We start from the raw sequence: 13,712 nt of genomic DNA, 5'->3' as shown, positions 1-13,712 counted from the left end.
CAGGTAGAAGTCCACCAGTTGGTCCGGGTGCGGCCCGTAGGAGGCCGTCGCGTCGGGAGGGACATCGGCGTGTGCGAACGCCGAGGCCTCCTCCCGTTCCGCGCGCGTCGCGGGCGTCATGTCGGCGCGAGTACCTCCCCCAGCGCCCGCGCGGCGCGTTCCGCGTCGGCGAAGCTCGTGTAGAGCGGCGTGAACCCGAAGCGCAGGATGTCAGGACGGCGGAAGTCGATGACCACGCCGCGGCCCAGCAGCTGTTCCGTCACCTCGACGGCGTCCGCGCACCGCAGGGCGACCTGGCTGCCGCGCATGCCGTGCTGCCGTGGCGTGAGGCACTCGACGGCGCCCGCCGGTACGTACGCGGACACGCAGGACAGGAAGAAGTCCGTCAGCGCCAGGCTCTTGGCCCGTACGGACTCGATGGTAATGCCGTCCCACGCGTCGAGCGCGGCTTCCAGGGCGAGCATGGACAGGATGTCCGGCGTGCCGACCCGGCCGCGGAGGGCGCCGTCGGCCGGGGCGTAACCGGGCGTCATCGCGAACGGGTCGGTGTGGGAGTTCCAGCCGGGCAGCGGGGAGTCGAAGCGCGCCTGGTGCCTGCTCGCGACGTAGAGGTAGGCCGGTGCGCCGGGGCCGCCGTTGAGGTACTTGTACGTGCAGCCCACAGCGAGGTCGACGCCGTGCGCGTCCAGGTCCACCGGCAGCGCGCCCGCGCTGTGGCACAGGTCCCAGACGGCCAGCGCCCCGGCCGCGTGCAGGGCCGCGGTCGTGCCAGGCAGGTCGTAGAGGCGTCCGCTGCGGTAGTCGACGTGGTTGACGAGCGCGACGGCGGTACGGGAGCCGGCCGCGGCCGGCATCTCCCCGCCGGGGACGGCACGCAGCGTGCAGCCCGTCATCCGCGCGGCCGACTCCGCTATGTAGCCATCGGTCGGGAACGTGCCCTCGTCCACGAGGATCTCGTCCCGCTGCCCGCCGCCCGCGCTGTCGTCGCCCCTGACCAGCCGTACGGCGCCGACGACGGCTTTGAAGACATTGACGCTCGTCGAGTCGCCGACGACCAGCTGGCCGGGCGCGGCCCCCACGAGCTGCCCGACGCGGTCGCCGATCCGCTCCGGCGCCGTCCACCAGTGGTTGTCCGACCAGGAGCGGATGAGGTCGCGTCCCCATTCCTCCGCGATGACCTTTGCCATCCGTCCGGGGACCGCGCGGGGCAGCGCGCCCAGCGAATTGCCGTCCAGGTAGACGGTGCCACCGGGGTCGCCCGCGTCGTCGACCAGGAACCGGTCCCTGGCCTTGGCGAGCACGTCGTCGCGGTCGAGGCGACCGGCCTCAAGGAACAGGTCGGCGTCCCGGCCGGAAGGAGCAGAGCCGGAAGGAACAACGCCGGAAGCAGCCGGACCGGAAGAGCTCGGGCCCGGGGAGCTCAGCCCCGGGGAGCCCGGCTCCGGGGCGCCCGGCTCCGGGGCGCCCGGCTCCGGGGCGCCCGGACCGGAAGTGGTCTCATACATAGCTACGCGCCGTCCACAGCTCGGGGAAGACGTTCTTGGTCGCGCGCTTCTCCAGCCACGCGACACCGGCGGAACCACCGGTGCCGGTCTTGGAGCCCATCGCGCGCCGGGTGGCCACGAGGTGGTCGTTGCGCCAGCGCCAGACCAGCTCAGCGACCTCGGTCAGCTGCTCTCCGAACGCCACCAGCTCGCCGGTCCGGCCCTGACCGCCCGCGCTCGGGTCCGCGGCGGCGTTGTCGTCCGAAGCCGTGCCCGGTTCGACGCCGGTGTAGATCTCCGTCCAGACCCGCTCGACCGCCGGGTGCGCCGCGTACCGCTGCGTGGGGTCGCGGTCGAGCGCGTCGCTGGGGAGGTCGTAGCCGCGGCGGGCCAGGAAGCGCAGCGCCTCGTCGTACAGGCTTGGTTCCGTCAGCGCCTTCTCCAGCTCGGCGTGCTCGCGCGGCGCACCCCGGTGCGGGACGAGCATGGACGCGGACTTCTCGCCCAGCAGGAACTCCATCCGCCGGTACATGGCCGACTGGAAGCCGGAACCGTCGCCGAGGGCGCTGCGGTACGCGTTGAACTGCGTCGGAGTCAGGTGCGCGAGCGGCTTCCACGAGGCGTTGAGGGATTCCAGCTCGTACGTGGAGCGCTTCAGCGCGGCCATCGCCGCGGGCAGATCGTCGTGGCGCAGCGCCTCGGCCGCGGTGTGCCACTCGTGCACGATGACCGTGAACCACAGCTCCATGACCTGGGTGGTGACCAGGAAGACCATTTCACCCGGGTCGTCGGAGAGCGGGTGCTGGAGGTGGGTGAGAACCGACGCCTGGACGTAGTCCTCGTAGGGCGTCGTGCCCTGGAAGTCGAGGTTCGGGGTCTCGGGTTCGGTCTCGTGAGTGCCGGAGTTTTGGGACATCACTGTCTCCTCATACTGCGTGCTCCCGGGTAGCGGTCCGCCCCTTCCTCTCGGCATCGGAGCCCCGGTCCCCTCTTGGGCCGCGATCGGTGATCGTCAGACCCACAGCGCATCATGCGGGTCCCGGGCTGGTACGGCAAGGGCCTGCCTGGTCGATATGCGCGACAGGCAGGCCCTAAAATCGGACACGAAGTGCGTACTAACGCCTACAAACAGCTACGGAACGTTCAGCCGAGCGTGTTCGCAGCGGTCGGCGAGGAGTCCCGGAGGAAGGCGGAGCAGCGCTCGTACTCCTCCTCCTCGCCAATGGCCTGCGCGGCCCGCGCGAGCCCGTGCAGGGCGCGCAGGAAGCCTCGGTTGGGCTCGTGCTCGAACGGCACCGGACCGTGGCCCTTCCAGCCACTGCGGCGCAGCGAGTCGAGCCCGCGGTGGTAGCCGGTCCGGGCGTACGCGTACGACTCGACGACCCGTCCCGCTTCGAACGCCTCATCGGCGAGCTGCGCCCAGGCGAGCGAGGACGCCGGGTATTTGGCGGCGACCTCGGACGGCGCGGCGCCGGTGGCGAGCAGCTCACGCGGCTCGGGATCGTCGGGCAGATGGGTCGGGGGAGGTCCCCCGAGTAGGTTCTCGTTGATGGCCATGAGTTCCAGTCTGCCGGACGGTTCGGCCCACGGCTGCTCCGAATGGGCAGGCAAACACCCTGGCTGAATATCGCGTACGGCCCTGGCCCCGGCCTGAGGCCCCCGTGACGCCACTCCAGCGGCCCCCAGCCACCGGTCAGGCCACGGCGACCAGGCATTTCAGCGCTCTCACCCAGCCCGACGAGCCCACGCACCACCACACACGGCGAAGGGTCCGGCTCCCTCAGGGGAACCGGACCCTCCACCACACCTCGCATGCCTCACACCCGCACGTCAGACACCACGCGCCACGTGCCACGCACACGCCGCGCAGGGCGCCCGGCGTCGCGCGCCGCGAATCCGCGAATCCGCGAATCCGCCGGGTGGCGAACGGCTCGCGCTTACTTCAGCTTGGTGCCCGTGGCGCGCAGGTTGGCGCACGCTTGGGTGACGCGCTCGGCCATCCCGGCCTCGGCCAGCTTGCCCCAGCTGCGCGGGTCGTAGACCTTCTTGTCGCCCACCTCGCCGTCGACCTTCAGCACACCGTCGTAGTTGCTGAACATGTGGGCGGCGATCGGGCGGGTGAAGGCGTACTGGGTGTCGGTGTCGAGGTTCATCTTCACGACGCCGTTCTCCAGCGCGGTCCGGATCTCCTCCTCCGTCGAGCCGGAGCCGCCGTGGAAGACGAAATCGAAGGGGTCGGTCTTGCCCGACGTCGCGGCGATGCCGTCCTGCAGGTCGCGCAGCAGCTCGGGGCGGAGCACGACGTTGCCCGGCTTGTAGACGCCGTGCACGTTGCCGAACGAGGCGGCCAGCAGGTAGCGGCCCTTCTCGCCCAGGCCAAGCGCCTCAGCGGTGCGCTCGACGTCGGAGACGGTGGTGTACAGCTCGTCGTTGATCTCGTGGGTGACGCCGTCTTCCTCGCCACCGGTCGGGGTGATCTCGACCTCAAGGATGATCTTCGCCTTGACGGCCTCGGCGAGCAGCTCCTGCGCGATGGACAGGTTGTCGTCAAGGTTCTCGGCGGACCCGTCCCACATGTGGGACTGGAAGAGCGGGTTCTGACCGGCGGCGACGCGCTCCTGGGAGACGGCGAGCAGCGGACGCACGTACCCGTCGAGCTTGTCCTTCGGGCAGTGGTCGGTGTGCAGCGCGATGTTGACCGGGTACTTCTTCGCGACGATGTGCGCGAACTCGGCCAGCGCGACCGCGCCGGACACCATGTCCTTGCTGTACTGGCCGCCCAGGAACTCCGCGCCCCCCGTCGAAATCTGGATGATGCCGTCGCTCTCGGCCTCGGCGAAGCCACGCAGTGCCGCGTGCAGAGTCTGCGTCGAGGTGACGTTGATGGCCGGGTAGGCGAACTTGCCTGCCTTCGCCCGGTCGAGCATCTCGTTGTAGATCTCGGGGGTTGCGATGGGCATGGGTCCGCTCCTTGTGAAGTTCCGGATACGTTGTGAGAGCCCTGACCTAGGGGGCGACGTCATCGTCGCCCCCATCCTTCCAGACTCGCCCGGGTACTCCACACGGCGCATAGCGGCTTTTGCCGGAGTGCACGGAAGGCGGGGACTGTTTCACGTGAAACAGTCCCCGCCTTCGACAAAACCCAGCTCAGACGGTCAATAGCGATCAGTCAAGATCGAGATCAGTGAGACCGTATGCCTGGTAGTACGGCAATCCGGCGGCCTCGATCGCGGGCGCGGCGCCCCGCTCCACGATGACGGCCACAGCCACGACCTCGGCGCCCGCCTCGCGCGCCGCCTCGACCGCCGTCAGCGGCGAGCCGCCGGTCGTGGAGGTGTCCTCGACGATCAGGACCCGGCGGCCCTTGATGTCCGGGCCCTCGATGCGGCGCTGGAGGCCGTGGGCCTTGTTGGCCTTCCGTACGACGAAGGCGTCCAGCCGACGGCCGCGCGCGGCGGCCGCGTGCATCATCGACGTCGCCACCGGGTCGGCGCCCAGCGTCAGCCCGCCCACGGCGTCGTAGTCCAGGTCGGTCGTCAGGTCGAGCATGACCTGACCGGCCAGCGGCGCCGCCTCGCCGTCCAGCGTGATCCGGCGCAGGTCGATGTAGAAATCGGCCTCAATACCGGATGAAAGGGTCACCTTGCCGTGGACCACGGCCTTGTTCTTGATCTGCTCCAGGAGGGCATCACGCGCGTCGCTCATACGGACGAGATTAGCCGCGCCACCGCGGGACGCGAGCCGGAGCCCGGCACGCGGGGAGCCGGAGCCCGGCACGGCGCGAGCCAGAGCCCGGCTCCGGCGCGAGCCGGAGCCGGGCCCGAACCTGCCGGGGCCCGGCCCGCCACATGCCACGGTCCCGAGCCGGCCCGACCGGAACCGTGCCAGGGACCGGCCCGGCTCGGCGCCGCGCGCGCCGCGTCAGAACCGCTGCCAGGTCCATGTCGTCGAGAGCTCCAGCGGGTCGATCGGCGTCACCAGGTGCGGCAGCGTGTTGAGCCCGTTCGGCGGCCCCGACTGCGGCTCGACACACACCCAGTCCTCCGGCTCGTCGTAGACGACGACCCACTCGGCCCTGCTGGCGATCTTCAGCTCCAGCTGCATCGGCCAGGTGAGCGTGACGTCCACTCCGTTCGGCATGCCGAAGCAGTCGTCCCACGGGCCGGGCAGCGGTTCGATGCGGCGCCCTGTCGGCAGGTGATCGGCGCCGCGCTCCTCCTGCCAGGCGGGCGTGAACGCGATCTGCACCGGTGCGCCCGTATCGCCGAACTTCCGCGCGAACCAGGGGTGCCAGCCGATCTGTGCGGGGAAGGAGTCACCCCGCGCCTCGATGCTCATGGTCAGCGTCACCGAATTGCCGGACAGCTCCACGGACTGCGTCACACGGCCGGGGTAGGGCCACGGGTCGGTGAGGTCGCAGTAGAACGTGGCGGACAGCTCGTCCACCTTGGCGGTGCGCCACGCCATGTCGCGGACCGTGCCATGAATGGCGTGCGGCGGTGCGTTGAGCGGCAACTGGTGCCGTTCGCCCTCACCCTGCCCTCCCCCCGCACCGCTCCGCACGGCGGAGACGGGGCTGCTGAACTGCCCTTGGTTCATTCGCCCGCACCAGGGCGCCATCGGGAACGCGCCGTACCGGGGGCCCGGCCGCAACAGCTCCATGCCGTCAATGATCAGCGAGCTGACGCGACAGCCGTCCTCCGGAAGGACCGTCAACTCCGCGTCACTCGACACCAGTCGTACGCCTTGCGCCCCGGAGGCGCCATCCGTGGTCTCTTGGGTGCTCACCCTGCGACCTTAACGGCGCCCCAGGGCACGCGCGCAGCGGACAACCCGGACACGCGTAAGGAACGTGCCCAGGCGTCGCCACGGGAACATGACCGCGCATCGCGGCGGGAACGGGACGGGCGTCGTCACGAGCGGCGCGTACGACCCATCGCCCGGTCTCGACGCCGCGAACGGCCCGTGGCCTACTTGCGGCGGCGCAGCACCCGGCCGACGACGACCGCCGAGGCGAGCACCGCGGCGGCGGCGGGAGCGGCCCAGCGCAGCGTGGCGGCCGTCGAAGCGGTCTCGGGCGCGGGCACGGGCGCGTACCGGCCGCGCGGTGGCGCGTGGTCCACCTCCTCCGCACTGCGGCCGATCATCGTCCGCCGGGCGTGCGCGGCCTCGGCCGGAGGCTCCTCCGGTTCGGCGCCCTCCAGCGCGAGCGGGTCGAGGGAGGACGGCGGGATCTCCGTCTCGAAGAGAGAGGAGTGCGTCATGTCCGACGGCTGCTCCGGCGGCACGCTCTTCTCGGGCTCCTCGGCGCCTTCCTCCAACGCCTCCTCCACGGCTTCGGCCACGGCTTGTTCCGCCTCATCGCCCGTAGCGGCGCCCCCGGTCACCGGCTCCTCCGGTACCGACTCGTCCGTCGCTGACTCATCCGTCACCGCATCGTGAGTCCCGGACTCGTCCGCCGCTGACGCCGAGTCGCCGGTGTCCGGCCCGGCATCGCCGGTGTCCGGTTCCGGCGCGGAGCCCGTCGATCCCAGCTCGGTGGCCAGCTCCTCGGCGAACCGGTCCAGCAGCCGGCGGGCGGCGCTCATGGCCGCTTCGGCGTCGAACTCGGCGAGTCGGCCATCGCTCTCGGCGGTGCCCTCGCACAGCAGCCTCGTGCCGCCGTCCACGTCCTGCGGGGTCACGGACAGCGTGAGCGTGACGCTGCCACTGCCCCGCGACTCCGTGCCCTCGGCCACGTACACCAGACGGCCGTCTTCTTCGGAGATACGCAATACGCCGCGATACGTGATGGACGACCCGCCGATACGGACGCGCAGCCGCCCGGCGATGTGCCCTGACGTCGCGTCATCGTCCTGGTGGAGCCCTGGGAGACAGCGGGCGATCCGCGCGGGCTCGGACAGTGCGCTACGCACCGCGTCGACGGGAACCGGAACGAACACCTCATGCTCCATAACCCCCGAGCGTACTCACCACCTCCCGGATCAGGCATCGCCCCGCACGAAAACGCCGCACCAACCTCCCGCACGAAGCGGTGACCGTGCCACTCCATCGCGTCATCGAACCTCACCCCCCATGCCGAGGGCGGGTCAGTGTCGAGACCGGCACACCCGTCCGCCGTCGCCGTTCCGCCGCGTCGTGGGCCTCGCTCAGCCCCCGCGGCGTCAGAGCGCGCAACGCCGGTCGGCCAGGGGCAAGCCGCAGGTCAGGTGAGGTGCGCGCGGCGAGTAAGAAGCCCCAGTCACGGGGTGCGGCCACCCGGCCTGAAGAGCGGTCGGGACCGCCCGCAGAGCCGGCGAGCCGCCCCGGCACGCGGTACGGCGTGACGCGCAGACCGGCGGACCGCACCGTCGCCTCCACCGTCCAGTACGCGTCTGCCCGTGTGCTCAGCGCCCCCGCGTGCACCGCGAGCCGCGCGCCGGGCCGCATCGCGCGCTTCGCCAGCCCGTAGAACTCCTGCGAGTAGAGCTTGGTGCTCGGGGTGATGCCCGGGTCGGGGAGGTCGGAGATCAGCACGTCGTAACCAGCCCCTCCACCGGAGCTTCCGTCGGTTCCTCTGCCGCCCCGCCCCCGCGCTCCCCCGCGCTCCCCCGCGTTCCCGCCCTTCCTTCCGGGGCCGCGCAGCCAGCGGAACGCGTCCGCCGTCACGACCCGGACGCGCGGGTCCCGGTACGCGTGGTCGTTGAGGACGGTGAGGCCCGGGTCCGTACGGGCCAACTTCACGACGCCCGGATCGAGTTCGACCACGGTGGCCGATCGCACTCCGGGGTAGCGCAGCACCTCGCGCAGCGCCAGGCCGTCGCCGCCGCCGAGCACCAGCACCCGGCGGTGCGGCCCCGCCATCGCCGGGTGCACGAGGGCCTCGTGGTAGCGGAACTCGTCGCGTTCGCTGACGCGCAGCCTGCCGTCGAGGTACAGCGCGAGCGGCGCGCCACCGTCCCCGGTGCCGTGCGACCGGCCGGCGCGCGTTCCGCCCGACCCGGCCTCCGGCAGGCCACCCGGTACTCCCTCCCTCGCCCCCTCCTCCGGTACGCCGCCGGTGATGACGACCTCCTGGACGTCGGTGTGCAGCGCGACCCGTACGTCCGCTCCGTACACCGCCTGCCGTGCGGCTCGCTCGAAGGCTCCCGTCAGCGCCGTGGCGGTCATGAGGGCCGCCAGCACCGCCGCGTTGGTGGTGAGCAAGATGCGGTGCTCGCGCGGGGACAGGTCGTGGCGGAACAGCCACAGCACCAGCGCCCCACCCGCGATGACGTTGACGGCACCGGTCAGCAGCGCCCCGCTCAGCTGCCCCAACTTGGGGAGCAGCAGGAAGGGAAACGCCAGGCCGCCGAAGAGGGCGCCCACGTAGTCGGCGGCGAACAGGTCGGCGACCGCGCCGCCCGCGTCCTGCTTGCGGATGCGCTGGATCAGCGTCATCAGGAGCGGCACCTCGGCCCCGATGAGCACGCCGATGGCCAGCGAGAAGCCGACCAGCGCCACCCGGGACTCGTCGAACCAGGCGAAGCACGCGTAGAGCGCCATGGCCGACACCCCGCCGACGAGCGCGAGCGTCGATTCGACCAGCCCGAACCCGAACGCCGCGCGCAGCCGCAGCCGCTTGGCGAGCAGCGAGCCGAGGCCCATCGCGAAGACCATGACGGACAGCACGACAGAAGCCTGAGTCACCGAGTCGCCGACCAAGTAGGCTGTGAGCGCCACCAGTTGGAGTTCGTAGATGAGGCCGCAGGCAGCGCAGACGAAGACGGTGGCGAGGACCGCGAAGCGGCCGGCTCCGGCCGACACCGGAAGCCGCGCTCGCCCCTCGGGCTCCGGCGGGGTGTCCACCGTGGCTGATGCGAGAGGCGACGGCGGGTCGATCATGGGTGAAACGTTACGTCACGGAATGCACACTTTCCGTCACTCACACGAGTGGGATGTGGGGCATTTCAAGGTCAACGAGGGTTCAGCTCCGGCCTGGCGGGGCAATGATCAACGTTCTCCCCCCATCACGCCGGAGCGCGCCATCGTCATCCGGCACCCGCCCGCGCACATCACCCCCCACCTCCGCGCCCACGCACCCTGCGAGCCTCGCCTATAACGTGGCGGCCATCCGCGCGCCCAGCCGGGTCCGGGTCGCCACGAGGCAGCCGTCCTGCGGGTACGCGTGCCAGGTCCGCCAGCCGACTTGGCCGTCGTGGCGCTGGGCGAGCATGGCGGTGAAAGCGTGCGGGCTGCCGGGAAAGGTCCCCGCCAGACCATTCGGATGATCGGCGACCAGCGCGAGCAACTCCTGGGCCCGGCCGGCGAATGAGCCGCGCGAGAGGGATTCGACGCGGGCGGCGAACTCGTATTCACGGCCGTCAATCACCTTGGAGACCCCCAGCGGCAGCGGTGTGCTGCTCCCTGGCATGCAGGCGACCGTCTCCGAATACCGGTCGTCCTGTTCCTCCAGGATGACCTGATGTGAGGCGCCGAGCAGCCGTAATTGCACTGCCGATGGGCCGAATTGCAAGTCGAGAACGGCCAGCGCCGGCAGTGGCTCGCGCCCGAGACACCAGGCGAGATCAGTGGCGCGGGTATCGGTGTAGGACGTCTTGAGGGTGGTGAGCATGGGTCGGCTCCGCAGGCACGCAGTGGAAGGTGGGCCGGCCCTACCCCTCGCTCTGCGGGGGAGACCCCGCCGGGGAGGACCAAGGGGTCATGGCGCGCCGGCTGCTGACCACATGGGGTCCGTGGGGTCTATAGGGTCCGAGAGACACGGAATCATGAAATGCGTGGCGCCACAGGGTTTTTACCCACCTTCGTGAGGTTTCCATCCCCTCGGGCGCCACTCAGATCAATTGTTCAAGCTTTTAGCGCCCAACCGGCGTTGGCCCGTCGGGCGCATATGCCTATGGACATGAGACAGCCGCATTCCCGCCAGTCAGCTGCCCCCGCCACCACCACCGCCGCCGCAACCGCCGCCGCCACCACAGGAGGAGCCTCCACCGCAGGAAGAACCGCCGCCGCAGGAAGAGGAACCTCCGCCGTCACCCGAGGACCACCAGCCGCCGCCTCCGGAGTTCCCGCCCGAACCCCCGGAAGATCCCGAAGTTCCCTGGGAGCCACCGCTGTTGACCGCGCTCCGGATAACCGCCACCAGCACTATCAAAAAGGTGATGCCGGTGACCAAAGCGAATGCGTCCATGTCCCTCACTGTCCTTTCGTCCCCCGTAGCGAGGCAGGAGCCCCCGATGCGGACCTGATCAGTAGTCGCGTTGCGACATGCCGGTTCTTGAGTTCCTGAGTTCCTGTAAGGCCGAGTTGTCGTGGAGCTGTGGAGCCGTGGAGCTGTGTTGTCGGCCGGTGAACGGTGGCCGGTGGCCGGTGGCCCTGGTTGTGGCGCGGCCACCGCTGTGCAGTGCTGTTTCCCGAGTCTTTCCGAGTCAAAGCCGAGTTGAGCTAATCCAGAGGTTCGGCGGAGGATGTGTCCCATGACGCGACCGCCGCTCAACCGCCGCCTGGCCGCCTTCGGCACGACGATCTTCGCTGAGATGTCGGCCCTCGCCGTGCGGACCAGCTCCATCAACCTCGGGCAGGGCTTCCCCGACACCGACGGCCCCGAGGAGGTCCGCGAAGCGGCCGTCCGCGCGCTGCGCGACGGCCGGGGCAACCAGTACCCACCGGGCCCGGGGGTGCCCGAGCTGCGGGCCGCCATCGCCGCGCACCAACAGCACTGGTACGGGCTCTCCTACGACCCCGACCGGGAGGTGCTGGTCACCGCGGGCGCCACCGAGGCCATCGCCGCCTCGCTGCTCGCCCTGCTCGAACCGGGCGACGAGGTCATCGCGCTGGAGCCGTATTACGACTCGTACGCCGCCGGCATCGCCATGGCGGGCGGCACCCGGGTCCCCGTCACGCTGCGCCCGGACGCCGAGTCGGGCACGTACCGCCTCGACCTGGACGAGTTGCGCGACGCCGTCACCGACCGCACCCGGCTGATCCTCCTCAACACCCCGCACAACCCGACCGGCACCGTGCTGACCCGGGCCGAACTGGCCGCCGTCGCCGCCCTCGCCTGCGAACGCGACCTGCTCGTCATCACCGACGAGGTCTACGAGCACCTCGTCTTCGACGGCGGCGAACACGTGCCGCTCGCGTCCTTCCCCGGCATGCGGGAACGCACCGTCACCATCGGGTCGGCGGGCAAGACTTTCTCCTTCACCGGCTGGAAGGTCGGCTGGGTGACCTCCACGCCCGAGCTGGTCACCGCGGTCCGCTCGGCGAAGCAGTTCCTGACCTACGTGGCGTCCGGGCCGTTCCAGTACGCGATCGCCGAGGCACTCGCCCTGCCGGACACGTACTACGCCGCGTTCCGCGACGACCTCGCCGCCAAGCGGAACCTGCTCGCCGACGGCCTGAGCGCCGCCGGATTCGGCGTCTACCGCCCCGCGGGCACGTACTTCATCACCACCGACATCCGCCCGCTCGGCCCGTCCGTCGCGGCGCACGGGGACGGCTTCGCCTTCTGCCGCGGACTTCCCGAGCGCTGCGGTGTCGTCGCCGTGCCCAACGCCGTCTTCTACGACCACCAGGAGCAAGGCGCGCCTTTTGTGCGCTTCGCCTTCTGTAAGCGGATGGAGGTGCTGCAGGACGCCGTGGCGCGGCTGAAGTCACTGACGTAGAGCCACGGCACGCGCGTCCCGGCGCGGGCCGCGGGGCCTCTGGCATAGGCCAGGGGCCTGGCGAGCTGGACGGCGGGGCCAACCGGCACCGTAGGGCGAAGACGCGAACGTCCGGTGCGCCCCTGGAGCGGGGCGTACGCCGGGGCGCACAGGGGGCGTACGCGCTGGTACGGGGCGAGGCGTAGGCAGGACAGCCGTGACCCCGGACGCCGACCGCGGCGGTTGGCGCAGCCAGGACGCAGAAACCGCAGAGGACAGCCCAGAACGGTCCAGGACAACCCAGGTCAGCACAGGACAACCCAGAAGCGGCCAGAGCGGCCCACGGCAGCCGCTACCGCCACGAGCAGGCGCCCAGAGCGCCCGAGCGGCGCCGCCCAGCCGCGCTCGCGCCTCACGTGCGCCCGCGCGCTCCCGGCGCGTCCCTGTCTTGCCCTCCGCCCCCCGCGCGCCCCCATGGCGGCGTGCGCCATACGAGTGCCCCGGACGCTGTCTGGCCCACCTTCGGCCCTCAGCGGTCGCGCGGGCGGCCGGTACCCGGCAGAGTCGAGATGCCGGGCCCCCGCCGCATTCCCGGGGGCTCGGCCCCTTCCCGCCGCGGCCGGGCGCGGCGAGCGTGCTTCCCCGCGGCAGTCGGCGGCAGGGCGGCACAGCAGTGCGGCGGTGGCAGGCCACAGCCCCGCCCGCGCCCCGGACAAGGCGAGAGCCCGGCGCCCGGACCGTCCGTCGTTCAAGACGGGGTCCGCGCGCCGGGCTCTCGCTCCATGCCGGTGCCCGCCGCGTACGGGCGGGCGGGCTGCCTACTCGGGCGCCGCGGCCGACTCGCCGGGCTCGCCGTCCGCCGGCTTGCCCTCGATGTCCTCCTCAAGACCGAGCTGGTCGACGAGCCACTTGTCGAACTCGATCGACGCCCGAACCCAGCTGACCGTGCTGGAGACGAAGTGCTCCAGGCTGACGCCGGTACCGATCAGCATCTGCGCCTCGCCGATCAGCCGGACCGTGCCGTCGTCGTTCGTGTGGCTGTACACCTTCGGCCACAGCGTCCGGCGGTTCCAGTCGTCCGTCAGCTCAAGGAGCTGCGCCTTCTGCTCCAGCGCGTGCGAGCGGTCGTAGAACGTACGCACCGAGAAGACCTGCTGCTCGTCCTCGCCCCGGAACATGAAGTACGTGCGGAACTGCTCCCACGGCGCGGCGAGGTCGCCCTCGTCGTCGACGACGTACTTCAGCTCCATCTGTTCGAGGAGCTGCTTGACCAGATCCTGGTCGGGGATGACGGGGCCATTCGGCCCAGCCTCCTGAGGTTCGGGTTGGCCCCCGAAATTCGGAATCGAGGACGGGTCGATGCTCACCGTGGATTTCCCTTCGTACGGTTCCCGCCATCCTCCCTCATCACCGCCCCGTCACCGCAACCCCGCGCCAGGACGGGATCGCCCGCGCCGCCGGTGGGCCCGGCGCGCGACGCCGGACCGGGGACGGACCGGAGACGGGCGAGAGACGGACCGGAGACAGACCGGACATGGGCGAGGGACGGACCGGACACGCCCTTACTGACGCTCTCGCCGGCCTAGCTGCCGGTCCGGCCGGC

General features: G+C 71.0%; 11 protein-coding genes. 1 reads left to right on the top strand and 10 read right to left on the bottom strand.

The genetic code is table 11. The features are described 5' to 3' along the window. Positions 1-116: 116 nt before the first annotated feature. The 9 genes from kynU to AC5P1B_RS26010 form a co-directional block, all read right to left on the bottom strand. Positions 117-1,505 (bottom strand): kynureninase, encoded by a 1,389-nt coding sequence (gene kynU / locus AC5P1B_RS26050; protein ID WP_493890131.1) that lies wholly within the window; start codon positions 1,503-1,505, stop codon positions 117-119. Further along, entirely contained in the window at positions 1,498-2,400 is a 903-nt protein-coding gene (locus AC5P1B_RS26045) for a tryptophan 2,3-dioxygenase family protein (RefSeq protein WP_493890130.1), read from the bottom strand. The genes kynU and AC5P1B_RS26045 overlap by 8 nt, the downstream gene beginning before the upstream one ends. Positions 2,401-2,627: 227 nt before the next feature. After that, on the bottom strand, positions 2,628-3,041 hold the full coding sequence (locus tag AC5P1B_RS26040; protein WP_493890128.1) for a DUF3151 domain-containing protein: 414 nt from the start codon (positions 3,039-3,041) through the stop codon (positions 2,628-2,630). 380 nt (positions 3,042-3,421) lie between these two features. After that, the gene (gene fbaA, locus AC5P1B_RS26035; RefSeq protein ID WP_493890126.1) at positions 3,422-4,444 is read right to left on the bottom strand and encodes a class II fructose-bisphosphate aldolase; all 1,023 of its coding nucleotides are present in this window, start codon (positions 4,442-4,444) and stop codon (positions 3,422-3,424) included. Positions 4,445-4,649: 205 nt separating this feature from the next. Then, on the bottom strand, positions 4,650-5,189 hold the full coding sequence (pyrE, locus tag AC5P1B_RS26030; protein ID WP_493890124.1) for an orotate phosphoribosyltransferase: 540 nt from the start codon (positions 5,187-5,189) through the stop codon (positions 4,650-4,652). A 216-nt stretch (positions 5,190-5,405) separates the two neighbouring features. Continuing rightward, positions 5,406-6,272: an aldose epimerase family protein gene (locus AC5P1B_RS26025; RefSeq protein WP_493890122.1), complete on the bottom strand. Its 867-nt coding sequence runs from the start codon at positions 6,270-6,272 to the stop codon at positions 5,406-5,408. A 182-nt stretch (positions 6,273-6,454) separates the two neighbouring features. Beyond that, the gene (locus AC5P1B_RS26020) at positions 6,455-7,438 is read right to left on the bottom strand and encodes an SRPBCC domain-containing protein (protein ID WP_493890121.1); all 984 of its coding nucleotides are present in this window, start codon (positions 7,436-7,438) and stop codon (positions 6,455-6,457) included. 112 nt (positions 7,439-7,550) lie between these two features. Next, positions 7,551-9,347 (bottom strand): spermidine synthase, encoded by a 1,797-nt coding sequence (locus tag AC5P1B_RS26015; RefSeq protein ID WP_493890119.1) that lies wholly within the window; start codon positions 9,345-9,347, stop codon positions 7,551-7,553. Between the two features lie 211 nt (positions 9,348-9,558). After that, positions 9,559-10,077 carry a DUF2617 family protein gene (locus AC5P1B_RS26010; protein WP_493890117.1) on the bottom strand — a complete coding sequence of 173 codons (519 nt, stop codon included), beginning with the start codon at positions 10,075-10,077 and terminating at the stop codon, positions 9,559-9,561. 862 nt (positions 10,078-10,939) lie between these two features. On the opposite strand from AC5P1B_RS26010, the gene AC5P1B_RS26005 reads away from it, so the two are divergent. After that, complete coding sequence (locus AC5P1B_RS26005) at positions 10,940-12,130, top strand: pyridoxal phosphate-dependent aminotransferase (protein WP_493890116.1); 1,191 nt, start codon at positions 10,940-10,942, stop codon at positions 12,128-12,130. A 797-nt stretch (positions 12,131-12,927) separates the two neighbouring features. On the opposite strand, the gene AC5P1B_RS26000 is transcribed toward AC5P1B_RS26005, so the two are convergent. Further along, positions 12,928-13,476, bottom strand: a complete 549-nt coding sequence (locus tag AC5P1B_RS26000; protein ID WP_493890114.1) for a type III secretion system chaperone family protein — start codon at positions 13,474-13,476, stop codon at positions 12,928-12,930. Positions 13,477-13,712: the final 236 nt, after the last annotated feature.

This window comes from Streptomyces sp. A01 (genome assembly GCF_059026195.1).
The sequence above is the reverse complement of the archived record's forward strand: the minus strand, read 5'-3'. Positions and strand labels throughout refer to the sequence as shown.